At 67.8% G+C, this 19,071-nt stretch carries 12 protein-coding genes; all 12 read right to left on the bottom strand.

The annotated features are described in order from the left end of the window. Positions 1-66: 66 nt before the first annotated feature. Complete coding sequence (locus ABQ137_RS15980; protein WP_184519589.1) at positions 67-4,602, bottom strand: cellulose synthase subunit BcsC-related outer membrane protein; 4,536 nt, start codon at positions 4,600-4,602, stop codon at positions 67-69. Further along, positions 4,584-5,765, bottom strand: a complete 1,182-nt coding sequence (bcsZ, locus tag ABQ137_RS15975) for a cellulose synthase complex periplasmic endoglucanase BcsZ (protein ID WP_184519586.1) — start codon at positions 5,763-5,765, stop codon at positions 4,584-4,586. Before bcsZ ends, ABQ137_RS15980 begins: the two co-directional genes overlap by 19 nt. Next, entirely contained in the window at positions 5,762-8,077 is a 2,316-nt protein-coding gene (gene bcsB / locus ABQ137_RS15970) for a cellulose biosynthesis cyclic di-GMP-binding regulatory protein BcsB (protein WP_349783166.1), read from the bottom strand. Before bcsB ends, bcsZ begins: the two co-directional genes overlap by 4 nt. Before the next feature lie 44 nt (positions 8,078-8,121). After that, positions 8,122-10,266, bottom strand: coding sequence for a UDP-forming cellulose synthase catalytic subunit (gene bcsA, locus ABQ137_RS15965; RefSeq protein ID WP_046346067.1), 2,145 nt, complete (start codon positions 10,264-10,266; stop codon positions 8,122-8,124). Positions 10,267-10,358: 92 nt separating this feature from the next. Continuing rightward, positions 10,359-10,835 (bottom strand): hypothetical protein, encoded by a 477-nt coding sequence (locus tag ABQ137_RS15960; protein WP_184519577.1) that lies wholly within the window; start codon positions 10,833-10,835, stop codon positions 10,359-10,361. Positions 10,836-10,863: 28 nt separating this feature from the next. Then, on the bottom strand, positions 10,864-11,319 hold the full coding sequence (gene bcsD, locus ABQ137_RS15955) for a cellulose biosynthesis protein BcsD (RefSeq protein ID WP_065032844.1): 456 nt from the start codon (positions 11,317-11,319) through the stop codon (positions 10,864-10,866). A 174-nt stretch (positions 11,320-11,493) separates the two neighbouring features. Beyond that, positions 11,494-12,690 (bottom strand): nicotinate phosphoribosyltransferase, encoded by a 1,197-nt coding sequence (gene pncB, locus ABQ137_RS15950; protein ID WP_046344314.1) that lies wholly within the window; start codon positions 12,688-12,690, stop codon positions 11,494-11,496. 156 nt (positions 12,691-12,846) lie between these two features. Further along, complete coding sequence (locus tag ABQ137_RS15945; RefSeq protein ID WP_024939102.1) at positions 12,847-13,815, bottom strand: glycoside hydrolase family 113; 969 nt, start codon at positions 13,813-13,815, stop codon at positions 12,847-12,849. Beyond that, positions 13,797-15,080, bottom strand: coding sequence for a hypothetical protein (locus ABQ137_RS15940; protein ID WP_184519574.1), 1,284 nt, complete (start codon positions 15,078-15,080; stop codon positions 13,797-13,799). The genes ABQ137_RS15945 and ABQ137_RS15940 overlap by 19 nt, the downstream gene beginning before the upstream one ends. A gap of 49 nt (positions 15,081-15,129) precedes the next feature. Further along, entirely contained in the window at positions 15,130-17,037 is a 1,908-nt protein-coding gene (locus ABQ137_RS15935) for a glycosyltransferase family 2 protein (RefSeq protein ID WP_184519572.1), read from the bottom strand. Positions 17,038-17,050: 13 nt separating this feature from the next. Continuing rightward, positions 17,051-18,073, bottom strand: coding sequence for a hypothetical protein (locus tag ABQ137_RS15930; RefSeq protein ID WP_349783165.1), 1,023 nt, complete (start codon positions 18,071-18,073; stop codon positions 17,051-17,053). Positions 18,074-18,202: 129 nt separating this feature from the next. Then, complete coding sequence (locus ABQ137_RS15925; protein WP_102580770.1) at positions 18,203-19,042, bottom strand: glycosyltransferase family 2 protein; 840 nt, start codon at positions 19,040-19,042, stop codon at positions 18,203-18,205. Positions 19,043-19,071 lie beyond the last annotated feature (29 nt).

Genomic DNA, 19,071 nt, shown 5'->3' with positions numbered 1-19,071 from the left:
AGACACCCACCACAGCGCAGACCAACCGCCACGGCCCGATGGCCGCGCGGTCGGTCTGCCTTGTCCTCAACGATCGGCAGCGTATGGCGAGGTCAGCACCTGCGGCGCACGACCCAGTGCCGCACCCAGGCGATCCATCACGAACCGCAGATAGAGATTGCTGCTGAACTGGTTGTAGTCGCGCGCATTGTTGAAGGTCATGCGCCCGCCCAGGAACAGCTGCGGCGCCACCTGCCATTCGGCCGCGCCACTGAGGTTGTAGGACACGCCGGTGCGGGTTTCGCCCGCATACACCGGGTCGGTGTAGCGGTTGACCAGCCCGAGCAAGGCCGCCAGCGAGGCGGCATCGTAGGCGGCCTGCTGCAAAGTCGGATCGGTCGGGAAATACGGCGAGGGGTCGGTACTGAAGTGCTGTACGCCGATGCTGGCATCGACCTTCCAGTTCACCGTCTGACCGGCGCTGCGGCCGCTCCAGTGCACCGGGAAACCCAGGTCCACATAGTCCTGCGGGCTGAAGTAACCGCCATGGCCGTAGGTGAAGCCGCTGAGGTTCCTGTCGTACTGCATGGCGGTCAGATTGATGCCGGCCGTCAGCGACTGGTGCCGGGTTTCCAGTGCATGCACGTAGAAGCCCAGGTCGAGCTGGCGCTGGTCGTTGTCGGCGACGTTGTTGCCGAGCAGACGGTGCGCGGCAAGATTGGCATAACCACCCAGCAGCCCATTGTCGGCAGTGGCCGACAACGACACGCCATTGCTGGTCACCCCGCCCCATTCGCGGCCGCTGCGTGCATCCTGCGCGCCGGCGAACGACAGCACGCTGTCGGTGACCGCACGCCGCGAGGCTTCGGCCGACCAGCTCACCGCATCGCCAAGCTCGCCGCGATAGCCGACGCCGCCGATGAGGTTCTGCTCCTGGAAGCCGATCGGGGTGCTGCCGATGTCGGCACTGAACCCGCCATTGCGATAGCGCACACCGACGCCCACCCCGGTGTCATCCTGGCTGAGCCGGCGCGTGCCGTTGCCGGTGGCGGCCATGGTGTTGAGCGTGGCGGCCAGCCCGGTCGGGGTCTGTTGTGCGGCGGCGGTGCTACCGGCCAGCGCGCGCAACGCGGCCGCATCGCCGGCAGCCAGCTGTTCGCTAAGCGCAGCGTTGCCGAGGATGTCGCGCGCCAGTTGGGCGATCGGCGTGTTGGAGGCGTTGATGCCGAGCAGGTAGGCCGGCAACGGTTCGTTGGCCAGCGCCGCCACGGCGGCGGCATTGCTGTTGTTGTTCTCGACCAGCAGGTCGTTGAACAGGCCGGTGTTCAAGGCGTAGCGACGCAGGCGTTCGCGCGTGGCGGCGGTGTCGCCTTCGGTGGCGAGCAACTGGTACATCGACGAGCTGACCAGCGTATCGATCGGGCCGCGATCGGCCGCCAGCGCATCGTTGATGGCGGTCTGCGGGCCGCTGCCGAAGCGGCTGGCGGTGACGTAATCGGTGGTCAGCGTGCCGGCATCGACGATGGTCGGGGTCAGGGTGACGCCAAGCTTGCCGTCGCCGACGGCGAACTCGGCCTGGACCGGCATTTCGATATCGTCCAGGCGGCCCAGACCATCTTCGCCATCGCGCGAGCGGTACAACGCGCCGCCGGCGAGGTTGTCGCTGTTTTCCGACTGCACCGCACGCAACTCGTCGAGCACGCCGTTGCCGCTGCCGAGCGGCGGCAACGCCTGTGCGGCGGGCTTGGTCAGACGTGGACCGGCGTCTGCGGCGATCGGCGCAACCGCGCGCGCGGCAAGCAGCCCGTCGCCGCGCGACGAACCGCGCATGCGGCCGCTGGAGACCGGCAGCATGGCGGGCGCAGCGCCGGCGCTGGCCGGCGGCGGCAACGTATCGCCACCGTTGTCGGCAGACGCACCAATCGGTGCGGCAGCGGCGAACCGTGCAGAGCCCGGCGACGCTGCCACCGGTGCAACCACCACGTCGCCATAGGCGCTACCGGCGTCCATGCGCTCGGACAACACCGCCGGCGAGCGCGGCATGCCGCCGGTCATGCCGGAAAACGGATTGAGCGGGCGACTGGAGGACGCGACCGCGGACGGACCGCGCGCAGACGGCAGGCCATTGTCCAGTTGCCCGGCCTGACGCTGCTGGGCGGCCAGCGAGGCACGGAAATACTGCTCGGCCTTGCGGTTCTTGCCGGCGCTGCGATACACGCGGCCGGCCGCGGCCAGCACCTCCGGCGACTCCGGTGCCTGCGCCAGCGCGCGTTGCAGGTAATGCTCGGCATTGCGCAGGTCCGACTGCGCGGCCGCGCTGTTGGCGGCGGCAGTGAGCGTGTCCAGGTCGTCGGGATGACGTTGCAGGATCTGCTGATAGATCGCCAGCGCCTGACGCTGGTCGCCGGAGGCGGCATACAGCCGTGCGAGCGCGGCCTGCGCATCGCGGCTGTCCGGCTGCTGGGCCAGGATCGGCGACAGCGCGTCGTAGGCGCCTTCCAGGTTGCCCAGTTCGCGCAGCGCATCCACCTGGCGCAGCGTGTAGGCGCTGCGCAGGCGTTGATAACGACGCAGCTGTTCCGGGGTCAGGGTGGTGGCCTGCAACTGGCGCAGCACCGCCGACAGTTCGGCGTCCTGGCGCGCGCGCAGCAGCACGCCGGCATATTGCAGGCGATCTTCGCTGCGCACCGTGCCACCGGTGACCAGCCGCTGGGCCAGGGTCAGCGCGCGCGGGGCGTTGCCGGCATCGGCATGTGCGCCGGCCAGTGCGGCCAGCAACTGCGGGTCGTCGAGCTGATTGCCCAGCGCGGTTTCGGTGCGCGCCAGCAACTGCTGCGCGTCGCCCGGCCGGCCCTGCTCCACCAGCAACCGTGCCTGACGCGCCTGCAGTTCGATCCAGGCGGTGGTGCGCAGCTGGGTCATCTCCGGCGTGCGCGATGCGACCGGAATGCGCTCCAGGCTGTCGTAGGCGCCCTGCCAGTCGCCGCTTTCCTGCGCCAGCAAGGCGTTGGCCTGCAGCGCTTCGGGTTGGTCGCCATGCACGGCGAGCAGGCCATCCATCACGCTGCGGGCCTGGTCGGGGCGGCCGGCCTGTTGGTACAGGCGAGCCAGATCCAGACGGATCCAGGCATCGCCCGGGCGCTCGACCATCGCCGCTTCCAGCTCGGTCTGCGCGCTGACCGCATCGCCGGCTTCCAGCGCCTGGCGCGCGCGCGCGCGCTGCACGTTGGAACGCAGCAGGGCTTGCCCGCCGGCTTTGGCACGTTCTGCAGCAGGCAGGCGATTGAATACGTCGCTGGCTTCCTGCATGCGGCCCTGGCGGCTGTACAAACCGACCAGGCCCTGCAGCGCGCCGGCATTGTCGGCATCGTGCGACAGCGCCTTGCGGTAGCTGGCCTCGGCGGCGGCCGGGTCGCTGGCGGCCTGCAAGCCGCCCAGCGCCACCTGCGCGGCCGGCTCGTTGGGCAGCAGCTGCACCGCCTGCTCCACCAGCTGGCGCGCCTGTGCCAGATCGCCACGTGTGCGTGCGGCCTCGGCCTGCTGCAGTTGCAGCCAGTAGCGCGCGCTATCCAGCGCACCTTTCCATTTGCCGTTATTCGCCGCGGCCGGGCGCAGCAGCTCCTGCGCTTCGGCAAAGCGCTGCTGACGCAGGCGCACCGAGCCCAGGCCGCCGAGCGCTTCCGGATCACGCGCACGTGCGCGCAACACCTGCGTGAAGCGTTGTTCGGCAGCGCCCAGATTGTTGGCGCCCAGCGCGCGGAAGCCTTCGCCCAGCAGCACGCCATTGGGGTCGTCCGGCGCGGCGGTGGCCGCACTGCGTTGTTCGCGCAGCTGGCCGAGTTTGGCGGTGACTTCCGCATCGGCCGGGGTGCCGGCCAGGAATGCCTGGTACAGCGGCGCATCGGCCACGCCGGCGTTGAGCCACAACAGCGCCTGGCGCCAGCTGGTGCGCGCCGGCCCGCCGACATCGGCGCGTTGCGCCAGCGTGCGCAGCTGCGCGATGCCGTCGCGGCGGGTGGGTTCGCGGTAACTCAGCACCTGCGCCAGCGCCAGTTGCACGGACGGGTTGCCCGGTTCGCTGGATTGCAGGCGTTGCAGGCCGTCACGCGCACGCTCCCAGCCGGTGGGAGTACCGGCCAGCGACTGGTAGTACTCCAGCGCCAACGCCGGCGGCGGCGGCTTGCCGGCGAACAGCGCTTCGTAGTTGCGCGCGGCTTCCACATAGCGCCCGGCCGCGGCGGCGCGGCGTGCGTTGCGCAGGTTCGGATCTTCGCCGGCAGCGCTGCTGCCACGGGCGCCGATCGCCACGCGCAGGCGCTGTGCCTGTGGCGATTGCGGGTGTGCGGCGTCGAGTTGCTGCAGGCGCTTGCGTGCTTCGGATTGACGGCCCTGCGCCAGATCGATCTGCGCCAGGCCGAGCAAGGCGTCGGGCTGATCCGGATCGACGCCGAGCAGCTTGCGCCAGGTGTCGGCGGCCAGATCGTCGCGGCCCTGGTCGTGCCAGTAATTGCCCTGCCCGACCAGTTGCTGGGTGGCGCTGGTCTGCGCCTGCACCGGCGAGGCGAGCAGGCACAGGTCGATCATGCCGACGAGGTACAGCGGGGTCAGTTTTTTGCGGAGCATGCAGGCGTTCTCCAGGCGGGCAGCAGGCGCCCGTCTGCGGCAAAGCGGTAGCGGTTCTCAAGCCAGCCCTGTCCGAACAGGGCCAGCGTGCGTTCGAAGTACGGCAGCGCAGCGGCTGCCGCTTGTGCGGCGGCGGGAATGCGCTGCGCCTGCGCCTTGAGCAGCGCGGGCTGGCCCATCGCACTCAGGTAAGGCAGCAGCGCGGCAGAAAACCCGACCGGCAATGCGCCGCTGCCCACGCCGCGCGCGGTGTCGACCTTTTCCGCAAACGGGGTCTGTGCGGCGAGCAGGTCGGCCGGGCCGGACAGGTCGCGCAGCAAGCCGCTGCGCAGCGGCTCGCCGGCATCGAGCATGCCGGCCCACAGATACACGCGGATCGCGTCATAGCTGCCGACGTTGCCGCGCTTCGGATCGGGACTGAAGCGCTCGCCATCCCACACCGTCCAGTCCGGCGCAAAACCCACCGGCGCGCTCTCGCGCAACACGCGCGCGGCATTGCTGGCGATCGCCGCCCACGGCCCCTTGGGGTCGGCGTTGGCGCAGCGCCGCAGCACCTGGATCGGCAGGTAGCTGGGATTGAGCGTCCAGCGCTGCTTCTCGGCAAAGCCGGTGCGGCCGGGCAGCAACATCGCGCCCAGGCCCGGCAACGTGGCCACCTCCTGCTGGCGCATCAGTTGCAGGATCTGCTGGCCGGCCTTGCCGTAACCGGGCCGGCTCCACAGCCGCCCGGCTTCCAGCAGCGCGTAGGCAATCCACAACTCGCCATCGCTGGCGGTATTGGCATCAAGCACGCGCCAGTTGCCGCTGCCATCGCGCCCCCACAACCACGCCGGCAGATTCAGGTCCGGGCGGCCGCCGCACAGATTGTGGCGGGTCCAGCCCAGCACCTTCTCGAACAACACCTGGTCGTTGTTGACCAGGGCGAAGAACAGCGCATACGACTGACCTTCGGAAGTCGAGCGCTGGTCCGGATTGAGGAAATCCACCACCCGCCCGTCGGGCTGGATGTGCTTGTCGACGAAGGCATTCCACAGCGGCCACGGCCCGCATTGGCCGGCCGCCGCCGCTGCGCGCGTGGGCAGCAGCGCGGCCAGGCCGGCCAGCGCACCGGCGCGCAGCAGGCTGCGGCGCGTCATCGTCGCGGCGCTGTCGTGCGCGCTCATGCGCTGCCGCCGTCGTTGAGCCGCTCGGCGGCATGCCGGCGCAGCAGTACGCGCGCGGCCAGCGCCAGCAACAGCGCCAACAGCACCACGGTCAACGCCAGCCACACCGGGTGGTGCGAGAAGTACCAGCGCAACCAGGTCGGGATCGGCAGATGGCCGACGTAGTAGGTCTGGTTGCCGACCAGGCTGATGACCTTTTTCTGCTGCAGCAACACCACGCTGCCCTGGAAGTCCTTGAGCAGGGTCGGGTCGAACCAGGCATCGAACAGCCGGCTCATGTTGGCCGGGTCTTCGCTCTGGAACGCGACCACGCTGCGGCCGGACTTCAACGGCGATTCGAAGCCCATCAACAGCACATCGTCCGGCTGCGGTTGCAGGGCGATTTCGGTGGTGGTCGGCAGGTCGGTGCGGCGCGCATCGAAGGACAGGAAGCCGGGCAGTTTTTCCAGCACCCAATCGGTCAGCGCAAAGCGGGTCGCCTGCCCGTCCTGGCCCACCGGCAGCTGTGCGCGCCATTGCTTGAACAATGGCTGCGACTGCGCACTGCCGAGCAGCAACAGGTCGCGGTCGGCATGCTGCTGCACCGCGCCGGCACCGATGATCTGCGCATGCAGCGCCGGATACCCGGTAGAGGCGCCGAAGCGTCCAAGCAGGGTCAGCACATTGCCCAGGTCCTGGTCGCCCGGATTGTCGGGCAGCACGATGGTGGATTCGGACAGATCAGCCAGGCGGGTGAAGGGGTAACCGGCATTGGCGAACGCGGCCAGGTTCGGCATCGCCATGTAGTGGTGGAAGCCGCTCAGGTCGATGCTGGAATCGGCATCGATGGCGCCGGACACATCCGGGAAGGTGTTCTTGCACTGCTCGCCCTGCGGGCGATCGAAGAAGAAGTGGAAGCGCAACTGGCTGTTGGCCGAGAACGCAGCCACCGGCAATGTCAGATCCTGATGCACCGGCATGCTGCCGCGCGCGCCCAGGCTGTTCCACCAGCGCCTCGGGGTGGACTCGGCGAACGGGCGGCCGGTCAGCGGCAGCGTGGTCACGAACGACTCGTTGATGCTGACGTTGAGCGCAGACTTGTTATCCACGTCCGGCACCGTGTAGCGGTATTTCAGCGCGACCGGAATGCCGTCGCGCTCCCACACGAACAGGTCCGGCGGCAACTGCAGGCCGATCCGGATCAGGTCCGGATGATAGCCGCTGACATTGAGCTGGCCGGGCTGGGTCACCAGATCGCCGAAGCGCACCGGATGCTCGCTGGACACCCACTTGGGCGCGTCGTACGGCTGACGCGGCGCCGGCGCGCTGACCTCGCCGATGCGGGCGACCGCCCCGGTCAACGGCGCGCGCAAGGCCAGCGCGGTGGCCGCGCGTTGCAGGTCTTCGCTGTTGCGGCCGAGCACCAGCAGCAGCTTGCCGTTGGGATCGGTCGGGTTGACCACCACTGCCACGGTCGGGCCACGGATATCGGCCACGCCACTGTCGACGGTGGCGAACTGCTCCGGCAGCGTGCTGGGCGTGGCGAACACCACTGCGTTGCCGGTGGCCGGCAGCGCTTCGGTCGAGGCCGGGAACACCGCGCCGCGGTAGCCGGCCAGGGTACCGAACCACGAGGCCACCACGCCGGCCGCCTGCAGCGTGGCGTTGTCCGGGCGCTGCGGAAAGTAGAACGGCAATTCCAGCCGGCGCGTGTCGCGCACATCGAAGAACGGCACCGGCAACAACGCCAGGTTATTGGCCAGCGCCAGCGGCGTGGTGGTCAGCGACAGGCTGGTGGCCGCGTCCACATTCGCCCACAGGCTGCTGTGGTCGGGGTCTTCGCACTCGCGCGTGTAATGGCCGATCAACTGCAGGTTGAGCTGGTTGTAATCGGTGACCAGACGCGGGCCGATCGGCAGATCGGCCGAGAGCAGCTTGCCGGCATTGGCCTTGTCGGCGGGCAAGGTGCCCACGGTGACGCCATTGATGGTGACCTTCAGATGCGACAGGTCCGGCAATAGCGCGGGCGAATAGCTGTATTTGAGGTTGAGCGTGGCGGCGGTGACGATCTCGTCGCTGCGCACGCTGAAGGGCACGCCGGCACTGCCCTGCACGCCGCGCAGGGTGATCTCGTAGTCGATGCCGAGCTCGCGCAGGCTGGAGGTGCGGGTGCTGCCGGCCGGCATCGGTGCCGGTGCGGGCGGCGCGCTCGCGGCGGTGCCGGCCGGCCCGGTCGGCGTGGTCGTCGATGTTGCCGGCACGGCCTGCTGCGCCTGCGCCAGGCCGGTCAGCAGGGTGAGCACACAGGTCAACACGGCCGGGGACATTCGCATCGGTGGCTTCTTGGCAGGGAAAAGGAAAACGGCAGGCGTCACGCTCACGACTCCAGATCCAGCGCGCGCGCCGGGCGGAAGCCCTGACGCGCACTGAGTGCGATATGTCCGCCCAGGCGTCCGAAGCCGCGCGCGCTGGCGGCCAGCACCTGGCCCAGCGAGCGCCAGAACGCATCGCGGTCGTGCTGGCCCCATTGCGACAGCCAGATGTCGGCGCGCGCAAAGGTCGAGGCCACCAGCCAACGCTCCTGTTCCATCGACATCGCGGTGAACTGCACGCTGACCTGGCCGTCCCGGTCCTGGCGCACCACCGCCGGCAAGGTCTGCTCCACGCCGCGGTGACTCAGGCCGATCTGCACCGGCAACCCCGGCTCGATCGGCTGCGGCTGGGCGAGCCTGATCGCCATGCCGCCGGTGGAAAAATTCAATGAGCGACTGGGCAGCACGCTGCCATCGGGCAGATACAGATTGACCGGGACATCCAGCGGCACGCGATGGGCGCTACGCACCTGGCGGGTTTCGCTGGCCGTGGCGATAGTGGCGCCCAGCAGCACCATGTTGTAGAGCGTCCAGGCCAGGTTGAACCAGATCGTCTGCTGCTCGCCGCTGCCGCCGACATAGATCAGGCGCAGCACGCCGGCAGCCACACCGGCCAGGTTGAGCAACAGCAGGAACAGGTATGGCTTGGCGATTTGCGCATCGAAATAACTGCGCGCCACCAGCCCGCCCTTGGGCGTGACATTGAACTTGCCCAGCTTGGGGTTGAGCAGCGCGACCAGGGTGGGACGGAAGATGTACCAGGCCAGCGTGGTCTCGTAGACCTCGTTCCACAGCAGATGGCGGAAGCGGCTCTGCACCCGCAGGTTGGTCAGATTGGCCTGCAGGATGTGCGGCAACGCATAGGCCAGGATCATCAACGCCGAGGCCTGGATCACGTGCGCGCCGAAGAACAGATAGGCCAGCGGCGCAGTGAGGTAGATGATGCGCGGCAAGCCGTAGAAGAAGTGCAGCATCGCGTTGAGGTAGCACAGCCGCTGCGAGAGCCTGAGCCCGCGCCCCAGCAGCGGATTGTCGATACGCGCGATCTGCGCCATGCCGCGCGCCCAGCGGATGCGCTGCGCCACATGCCCGGACAGGCTTTCGGTGGCCAGGCCTGCAGCCTGCGGCACTGCCAGGTAGGCGGTGCGATAACCGCGACGCTGCAATTTGAGCGCGGTGTGCGCATCTTCGGTCACGGTTTCCACCGCCACCCCGCCCACCTCTTCCAGCGCGCTGCGCTTGATCACCGCGCAGGAGCCGCAGAAGAAGGTCGCATTCCACTGGTCGTTGCCATCCTGCAGCAGGCCGTAAAACAGCTCGCCTTCGTTGGGCACCTTGCCATGCGTGCCCAGGTTGCGTTCGAACGGGTCGGGCGAGAAGAAATAGTGCGGCATCTGCACCAGGGCCAGCCTGGTGTCGCGCAGGAACCAGCCCATCGCCACCTGCAGGAAACTGCGGGTGGGAATGTGGTCGCAATCGAAGATCGCCACGTACTCGCCGCTGCACTTCTTCAGCGCGGCATTGATGTTGCCCGCCTTGGCGTGCGCGTTGTTGGTGCGGGTGACGTAGTTGATGCCGACCTCGGCACAGAAGTCGCGGAACGCGTCGCGGCGGCCGTCATCGAGCAGATGGATGGTGATCTTGCCGGCCGGCCAATCGATCACGCTGGCCGCCAGCACGGTGGTGCGCACCACCGACAACGGCTCGTTGTAGGTGGGAATGAACACGTCCACGCTCGGCCACAAGGCTTGGTCGGCCGGCAACGGCACCGGCTTGCGATCGAGCGGCCACAACACCTGGAAATAGCCCAGCACCAGGATCACGAACGCATACAGCTCCGCGCCCAGCAGGCCCAGGCCCAGGATGAAATCCACCGCGCTGCCCACGCCCATGGTCTGGGTCGTGCGCCACCAGATGTAGCGGCACGACACCGCCAGCGACATGCCCATCATCGTCAGGATCACCACCCGCCCGCCGCGCTTGCGCACCGCCAGCGCAACGGCGAACAGCACCCCGGAGAACACCAGTTGCTGGGTGACATCCATCGGCACGGCAACCACGAACACCAGCAGCAAGCCGCCCAACAACCACAGCGCCCAGGTCGCCAGCATGGGCAGCGGTGATCCGGAACGGCGGCTGGCAGCAGTCATCAGATAATCCTTCAAGTGTGGCGGCGTGCGGCAAAACGAGGCGAAACGGGCGAGCGCAGCGGCGCTTGCAGAAAGTCACGCGGTGGTGCTGATCAACGCGAGCGCAGTCGCTGCAGCGGGCTTTGCGTCGCGCTGGGCGCATCGGCCTGCAACAGCCGCTGGAACAAGCACTCCAGCGGCGTCTGCGCCTGGCGCTCGCCCGGCTGCGCTGCAGGCTCGTCGAGCTGGCGCAATTTGCGCAGCGGCGCGAGCGCATCGAGCGGCGGGCCTGCCGTCTCTTCGGCAGGCACGGACCGGTGCGCCGCCGGCACTGCCTGCATGGCGATCGAAACGCTCGGCACCGATGCGGTAGGCGCCAACAGCGGCGCCGGCGTCTGCACGGCGTCCGCCGCAGCGGGGGCCTGTTCGACCGCTGCCGGGACCGGCGTTTGCGTCACTTCCGGCCTGCGCGGCGGCAGCTGGGTGTGGGCGAAATCCTGATAGCCCGCGCTCGCCGGCGTCCCCAAGCGCGCGAACAGGCCGGACACATCGTCGTGCCCGGAGCTTGCCTTGTTGTTCTTCGGTGCCATCACACTCCCCTTGCCCGACTTCAGCCGTTCATGCCGTCCGCAGCAACACGAAGTTGCGCAGATCGACGCTGTCGCCTGGCGCGGTCTGCACCGCCAGGCCTGCCAGCATCCCCAGTTGCTGGAACCACCCTTCGTACACGCCCTGCAGGAACCCATCGCTCCATGCCGTGCCATCCAGCGCTGTGCTCAATGGCGCGCCGGCGTGCTGGATCCGTACGTGGTCGGCGTGGTCGTGCATCGCGCACTGGCCCCAATCACAGCGCTCCCACACGGCGTTGGCGGCCTGCTGCATCTCGTCCAGGGTCGTGCAGTGCGCCAGCCGGTGCTCGCGCGCGAAGCGCCGGCCGATGCGCGCCATCAACGGGGCCAGATCGTCCTCGGGCAACTCGGCGCCGAACTCGGCGGCCATCGCACGCACAAAGCCCAGCCACTGCCGGGAGCAGCTGCGCGCTCGGTACAGCGACAATGGGTCGGGTGCAGTCATACGGGCATCGCGTGGGGAGGAGGCAGTCCGTCAACGTCGCGTGCATCAAGCGTGAAGGAAGCGTGATGTCAATGTTAACGAACCCAAGCGGCCAATTGAGCGCTGCATCGCATTTTTTTGGCCATTCCCTGACAGGGCCGCCAAATCCCGGCACAAGCTGCCGCTACACGTCAGTCACTGCCGCGCGCGGTCACCTGCTTCCGGCATCGGCGGCAGGCCGAATACATCGCGCAGATAGCGCAGATAACCGGCGTCCTCGCACATGCTCTTGCCCGGCGAGTCGCTGAGCTTTGCCACCGGCTGCCCATTGCAGCGGACCATCTTGATCACGATCTGCAGCGGCGTCGGCCCCAGGTCGTTGGTGAGGCTGGTGCCGACCCCGAACGCCAGCCGGCAGCGCGTATGGAAGTGCGCGTACAGCCGCATCACCTTGTCGATGTTGAGGCCATCGCTGAACACCAGCACTTTGGTCGCGGGGTCGATGCGGTGTGCCTGCAGGTGGGCGATGACGCGCTCGCCCCATTCGAACGGGTCGCCCGAATCATGCCGCATGCCGTCGAACAGCTTGCAGAAATACAGATCGAAGTCGCGCAGGAACGCGTCCAGCCCCACCACATCGGACAGGGCGATGCCCAGATCGCCGCGGTACTCGCGCGCCCACGATTCCAGCGCGGCCACCTGCGAGTCGCGCAGCCGCGGCCCCAACGCCTGGAATGCCTGCAGGTACTCGTGCGCCATCGTGCCCAGCGGAGTCAGGCCGTAATGCTTGGCGAAATACACATTGCTGGTGCCGACGAACTGCTCGCCCAGGCCATCGCGCAGCAACGGCAGCAACTCGCCGTGCCAGTGCCGCGAATAGCGCCGCCGGGTGCCGTAATCGGCGATCTTGCAGCCGGCCGGCATGCTGCGCAGGCTGCTCACCTTCTCGCGCAGGCGGCGACGGCCTTCTTCGTAATCCGGCTCGGAGGTGTTGCGGAACCACACCTCGTTGATGATCGCCAGCAACGGCACTTCGAACAGGATGGTGTGCAACCACGGGCCGCGGATGGTCAGCTCGATCTCGCCCGGATGGGTGGTCGATGCCGACAGCTGCAGATACTTGCGGTCCAGATGAAACAGCGCCAGGAAGTCGGCGAAATCCGGCTTGATGAAGCGCAGGCCGCGCAGATAGGCCACCTCGTCCTCGCGCAGCCGCAGCCGGCACAGCGCATCGATCTCGCGCGAGATCTCGTCGATGAACCGGGCCAGATCCACGCCGGGCGTGCGGCACTTGAAGCGGTAGTCGACCTGCGCGGCCGGATGCTGATGCAGCACCGCCTGCATCATGGTGAATTTATACAGGTCGGTGTCGAGCAGCGAATGGATGATCATGCTGCCGGATTATGCCCGCAGCGGCGATCGCGCTGCGTGCAAGCCGCCGATGCGTCCGGGAGGCGATGCGCTGCGCGGCGGCAGTGCGCTTCGCCCCGGCAAGTCACCTCGGCAATTGCGCCTGGCGTTCTCTTGGAGAGTGCCAGGCGCCATCGCTCAGCGCGCCAGCACCTGCTGCGCTGGTTTGCCCTGCACGGTGAAGTCGCTGTCGCCCGGGCCGCCGGCCTTGGGGTCGGTGTACCAGCACCACAGCGCGATACCTTCCACGCCGTGCGCCTGCAGCACCTTGCGCCACTGCTGCAACACCTGCAGCTGCAGGCGGGTGTCCACTGCAGCGGCGCGTTGCTCCGGGCTCTCCCATGGCGCGGCCAGGCTACCGCGTGCAGAACGCAGCCCCAGCTCCGCTACCCACACCGGCTTGCCCACGCGCTGGCCAAGTTGCTGCAGGCGCTGCGCGGCGGCATCCATCTCGGCCGTGCGCGCGGCAGCCGCTTCGGACAGCCGCGGATACAGGCTGGTGCCCACCGCATCGAACAAGGACCAGTAGCGGAAGCTTTCGGCGTGCTCCATGCCGTCGGCCACATACAGCAGCTTGCCGTGGTAGACCTTGCGCACTTCCGCGACCAGACCGGGCCACTGCGGCGCGTCCTGCAGCTTGCGCAGTTCGGTGCCGATCACCAGCGCTTCGGCGTGCTCGTCTTCGGCCAGTCTGGCCAATGGCAGCAACGCGTTCTGATACGCGGCAAACCAGGCTGCCTGGTCGGTGGGCGCGGTGTCGCCGGCCCAATGCCCGGGAATCCACACATGCACCTTGAGCGTGGCCTGCAGGCCGGCGTGGTGGCTCTGCCGCAACGCGGCGCGCATGGCCTCCACGCTGCTGTCGCTGCCCAGCACCGGGTCGTTCGCCTGCGGGTTGGCTTGCCACACAAACGCAACCAGCAAGGCCTTGCTGGCGCCGGTCTTGGCCAGCGCATCCAGCGACTGTCCCGCCGCCTCGCTCTCCCACGGCGCATTGGCCGAGACCTTGACGTTGGCGCCCATCCACGTCGATGCATCGGCGTTGCAGCCATTGACCAGCATGCACGCCCCGACCAGAAACGCGGTACTCAGAACGCGTTTGAACATGCGGCGGATGCCTTGGTGATGGACGCGGTCGTGGTGTGCGCGCAGTCCATTGCACCGATGACCGCAGTGTTCTTGTCCGGCTGCACGATTGCAGCAGTGGCGGGCGCGCTGACGCCGGACGCGAGCTGCGTGGGCGCGGCCACGTCCGCGGCAGTCGCCACGGTGGGCTGCGCCTGCACGGCGTCCGCTGCCGGCGTCGCCGCGCCGGTTGGCAACGACACAGGCGCGCTCACGACCACCGCCTCGCCCTGCAGCAAGGACTGCGCATCGGCAGGCGCCGCACGCATCCAGCTGCCCCAGCCCTGCGGCTGTACCCAGGCCGCACCGATCAGGCCCAGCAACAGCAGGCCGGCGGCCTGACTGCGCTGATCGGCATGCAGCGCGCGCAGCAGCAACGCTGCCGGCACCCACAGCAGCAGCAAGGCATCGAACCCGGCCCAGCCGAAGACGAACGACAGTGCCGCCGCACAGATCACGGTGCCGGCACTGGCCAGCACGCCGCGCGTGAGCGCGCCGCTGCGGCTACGGGCCAGCAGCGCCAGCACCGGGAAGCAGACCACCGCTGCCACGCCCCAGCGCACGGCCGGCGACCAGCCTTGCGCATGCTCGGCCAGCGGCAACGGCAGCGGATGCGCGCCCTGCCCGATGCTGGACAGCGTCGGCCACGGGGCGTTGAACACGGTCAGATTGACGTAGGCCCACATGCCGACCAGAAACGCGAACGGCAGATAGCACACCAGATAGAACGAACCCGGCGCCTTGCGCAGCATCTGCGGCGGCATCACCAGCAGCAGCCACGGTGCCACCATCGTCGACAGCGCCAGTGTCTGCAGATCCAGGCACAGCAGGATGCACAACCAGCCGGCGATGCGCAGATAGGTGAAGGCCTCTACCGGCGTCTGCAGGCGGCGCAAGGTGCGGCACAAGCCGTAGAACGCCAGCAGACCCACCGCCTGGCTTCCGCCTGCAGCGATCGGCAGCAGGAACAGCGGATTGCAGCCCACCAGCACGGTCAAACCACTGGCCCAGCCGCGCCCGAACACGCCGGCCAGATCGCGCCACAGCAGCGACAGGAACAACGCGTTGGCGGCAACCGCCAGGAACGGCCAGACCTGGAACGGCAGGTTCCAGCTGTCCAGCCCCAGATTGATCGCCCACGACAACAGACCGGTTGCCGGCAAGCCGGCTGCTGGTGCGATTGCCGGTGTGGCGGAGCCGACCGACTGCAGCAGCAGCGGCTGGCTCAGCAGCGACAGGGCCACCACGGCAACCAGAAACGCCGGCAGCCCGCTGTGACGGCGCGGGACCGCCGACTCACTCTTCGAGTGCGGCGCGGCGCTCGTTTTCCGAATGCTTGCTGATGCCATGAGTGGTCTTCTCCCAATAGAACGGATTGTGGATCAGCTGCCAGAGACCCTTGTACGCGGCGATCGACTGCAGCACCCAGTAAAAGGGCACGGTCAGCGCGTAGGGCGCCAGCTTGAAGTAGTCGCGCTTGAACGCAGCCACCAGCGTGATGTAGATGAAGAACGCATTGGCCAACAGCAGATTGACCAACGACACGGTCGCCAGCCACGGCGGGAAGAAGCGCTCGAACGCGGTTGTCCCGGTGACTGCCCAGACCACATACAGCGCCCACAGCACCGGCACACCCAACGCGGTGAAGAAGCCGCCGCCAATGAAGAACTGAAAGCCCCAGAAGCCCTTGAACCCGGTGCTGCGGTACAGGTGCACCGGGTCGCGCATGTGCACCAGCCAGGTCTGCATGTAGCCCTTGAGCCAGCGCGAACGCTGCCGGATCCAGTTGGGAATGCTGACGTTGGCTTCTTCGAACGTGGTGGAGTTGACCACGTTGACGCGGTAGCCGTTCTGGATCAGCCGCACGCCCAGGTCGGCGTCTTCGGTGACGTTGTACGGGTCCCAGGCGCGCACCTGGCGCAACACATCCAGACGGAAGTGGTTGGAGGTACCGCCCAACGGAATCGGGATGCGCAGGTATTCCAGCGCCGGCAGGTAGAAGTCGAACCAGAGCGTGTACTCCAGCGTGAACATCCGCGTCAGCCAGTTCTCGTCGGCGTTGTAGTAGTTCAGCCGCGCCTGGATGCACGCCACATCCTTGTCGGCCTTGCGGAACGCGGCCACCACGCGCTTGAGCTGATCCGGCTCGGGCTTGTCTTCGGCGTCGTAGATGGTGAGCAGCTCGCCGCGCGCAAAATGCAGCGCGTAGTTGCAGGCCTTGGGCTTGGTCTTGGGCTGCGAAGGCGGCACCCGGATGATTTCGAAGAACGCCTCCAGGCCGAGTTTCTTGGCGGCCTCGATGGTGTCGAAATCGTCCGCCTCCAGCACCAGCTTCACGTCGAGCTTGCTGATCGGGTAATCCAGCTTGCGCAGCGCGTTGGCCAGGATCGGCAGGACTTCCGGCTCCTTGTACATCGGCACCAGCACGGTATAGACCGGCAGGTCGTCGTCGCGCAGCGCGGCCACTTCGGCCTCGGTGACCTTGATGTCGATACGGTGGCGCGAGCCGAACCACACCAGCAACAGCTTCAGTCCGAAGGTCGCCAGAAAGCCCAGCGCCACCAGCACGTTGACGGTGATCAGGGCCGGCACCGGGAACAGCACCATCGCGATCACCATCACCGCGGCGATCGCCCACAGCGTGAACTTCTGTCCGCGCGTCACCACCTGGCGCGCCGAGTACGTCGGCGCATGCGATGCGAGCAGGTTCAGCGCGTTGTCGGTGAGCTGCTCGTCGGCATAGCGCTGCAGGCTCCAGATGATGTCGAACTTGGCGGTGCCGACAAAACGCACGTCCTCGCCGTAGTGCGCGCGCGCCCAGGCAAACACCGCCGGGTCGGGATCGGCCACGGCCAGCACCAGCACACCGTCTTCGCGACGCCACGGCAGCAGCAGGCGCTGCGCGTAACTTTCCAGATCGCCCGGGGTGAGCAGTTCCGGATCCGGCGGCTGCTGCACCAGATCGATGAACTCGAGGCCGAAGTGCGCGGCAACGATGGCGTAGAACCGCTGCGCCGGCACGCCGCGCTGGGCCAGGATCACATCGCCCAGGCGCGAGTTCCAGCGTTGCTGCAACGCCAGCGCCGAGCGCAGCTGTTCGTCGGTGATGACGCCTGCCGTGACCAGCGCGCGACCCAACAGACCGCGTTCGCGGCCGATGTCCGGTGCTCGTCCCAGCGCGTCCATTTCGCAGGTGACCGTCATTGTCGTGGCGTCCTTAGAACCGCCACCAGGCGGCCACGAATGGCCCACCTGCGGCGCCGGTGTTGCGGCCCATCACTGGCTGCTGATATCCCACCTGCCACTGGCTGCCGCCCGGCGCGGTGTACAGCGTGGACAGCTGCAGCTTGGTGAGGTCGTAGTTGGTGCCGGTGGCGACGAAGCCGGAATCGCCAAGTGTCGAGCCAACGACAAACGCGTCGTTACGCCCGTTACCCAGGCCCTGGATCACGTTGACTTCGCCAAGCAGCAACCAGCTCGGGGTCAGGCTCAGGCCGGTGGACGCGTCCACCCGCACTTCGTCGGAAGCGGCACTGCCGCGCAGGCGCACCGCGCCACCCAGATCGACGTAGCCATTGCGGCCGCCCAGCGTGTAACCACGGCCGCGGCTGTAACGCAGCTCCAGACCGTAGTCGCCCAGGCCGAGCGCGGGGTCGCGTCCAGGATTGTTCGGGTGATAGGTCTTGCTACGGCCATAGGCCGGGATGCTGACCAGGGCCTGCACCGAGCTACGCCAGACATCGTCGGCCGCGCCTGGCAGTGCGTAGCGCAGGCCGATCTCCTGATCGGCAAAACCGGTGGTGCTGCGGCGTGCCCGTCCGGGCGCACCGTTCACCGGTTCGTCGTTGTTGAAACCGACTTCGGTGAAATAGAAATTGCCGATAAAGCTCAGCTTGTCGCTCAAGCCATGCTCGACGTAGACATTGAGCTGGTCCTGGCGGCTGCGTCCGTTGTTGCCGAAATCGCCACGGTGATGGGCATCGTCGAACCAGCCGGTGCCATCGCTATGCAGCGCCTTGACGATCACCAGGGTGTCGCCCTGCGGCTGGGTCCAGGCGCCTGCCACGGCCGTGTCCGGCAAGGCCGCCATCAGGCAGCTCAGCGCGAGCGCCGACAGCGCAGCTACCGGCGCGCGGCGCGCGATGGAATCAAGAGAAGAGGGCGAGACAACCGGACTGGACTGCAGCGCGGCGGCGCACGGCTGACGTCCCCGCAATTGCGGGTCGTTCTGTAAGGACATTGCACGATTCCTGATGGGGGACCCGGAAGGGACAGGAAGCTAGTGATTGATCACACTTCGAGGCGAAACGTATCACACATAAGTCCCGCCACCCATCACTGATTTATCACAAATTTAACGCGAGCGAACTCATCTCTTTCGCAGCAATTTCGGTACCTGGGCGACGGCATGGGTCCAGATCGCCAGCCATACGCCAAGCCGGGTGAGCCACCCGCGCCGGCCCGCCTCGAACTTGCGGAAATAGCGCCACAGGCCGCGGTGCTTATGCCATTCGACAAAGAACGGCCGCGAACGACTGGACACGCCACGCACATGCACGACCCGCAGATCGTTGGCCACCGCCACCAGCGCACCGGCCTGGCGTGCCCGCCGGCACAGGTCCAGGTCTTCGGCATGCAGGCGGTAGGCGCCGTCCCAGCCGTCCAGCCGGTCGAACAGGCTGCGTTGCATCAGCATCAAGGCACCGGAGATGGCGTCCACCACCTGCAGGGGCGCAGAGGGATCGGCCGGCACCGCCAGCTGGGCGGCAGCGCGCGGTGCGCGCAGCATGGCGGCAAAATCCGGATCGCGACGGCGCACCGCGGCATCCGGCTGCCCGTCCTCGTCCACCTGCTCCACGCCCAACAGCACCGCCGCATGGCCGGCCGCGCGTGCGCACAGCTGCGCCAAGGTGTCGCGCTCGACCATCAGGTCCGGGTTGATGAACACCAGCCAGGGCGCCTGCGAGTCGCGCGCGCCCTGGTTGCAGGCGCTCGCAAAACCCGGGTTGTCCGGATTGGCGATGAAGTGCAGCCGCGCATCGGCCAAGGCATGCCGCTGCACGACCTCCAGGGTGTCGTCGCTGGAGGCGTTGTCGACCACCCGGATCTCGCTGATGCCCTCGGCCGCGCGCAGCCGCGACAGGCACGCATCGATGGTGCTGCTGCTCTGATAGGTGACGACGACGGCGGCAATCTGGACGGGAGTCATCCGGCCATTATCCGGTGCCGGGGTGGCGC

This window comes from Xanthomonas sp. WHRI 8393 (assembly GCF_040203315.1).
GTDB classification, from domain to species: Bacteria; Pseudomonadota; Gammaproteobacteria; order Xanthomonadales; family Xanthomonadaceae; genus Xanthomonas; species Xanthomonas arboricola.
This window is presented reverse-complemented; position numbering and strand designations above follow the sequence as displayed.

Coding starts and splice junctions, on each gene's coding strand:
- ABQ137_RS15980 (WP_184519589.1), bottom strand. CDS start 4,602: ATGCTCCGCAAAAAACTGACCCCGCTGTACCTCGTCGGCATGATCGAC.
- bcsZ (WP_184519586.1), bottom strand. CDS start 5,765: ATGAGCGCGCACGACAGCGCCGCGACGATGACGCGCCGCAGCCTGCTG.
- bcsB (WP_349783166.1), bottom strand. CDS start 8,077: ATGCGAATGTCCCCGGCCGTGTTGACCTGTGTGCTCACCCTGCTGACC.
- bcsA (WP_046346067.1), bottom strand. CDS start 10,266: ATGACTGCTGCCAGCCGCCGTTCCGGATCACCGCTGCCCATGCTGGCG.
- ABQ137_RS15960 (WP_184519577.1), bottom strand. CDS start 10,835: ATGGCACCGAAGAACAACAAGGCAAGCTCCGGGCACGACGATGTGTCC.
- bcsD (WP_065032844.1), bottom strand. CDS start 11,319: ATGACTGCACCCGACCCATTGTCGCTGTACCGAGCGCGCAGCTGCTCC.
- pncB (WP_046344314.1), bottom strand. CDS start 12,690: ATGATCATCCATTCGCTGCTCGACACCGACCTGTATAAATTCACCATG.
- ABQ137_RS15945 (WP_024939102.1), bottom strand. CDS start 13,815: ATGTTCAAACGCGTTCTGAGTACCGCGTTTCTGGTCGGGGCGTGCATG.
- ABQ137_RS15935 (WP_184519572.1), bottom strand. CDS start 17,037: ATGACGGTCACCTGCGAAATGGACGCGCTGGGACGAGCACCGGACATC.
- ABQ137_RS15930 (WP_349783165.1), bottom strand. CDS start 18,073: ATGTCCTTACAGAACGACCCGCAATTGCGGGGACGTCAGCCGTGCGCC.
- ABQ137_RS15925 (WP_102580770.1), bottom strand. CDS start 19,042: ATGACTCCCGTCCAGATTGCCGCCGTCGTCGTCACCTATCAGAGCAGC.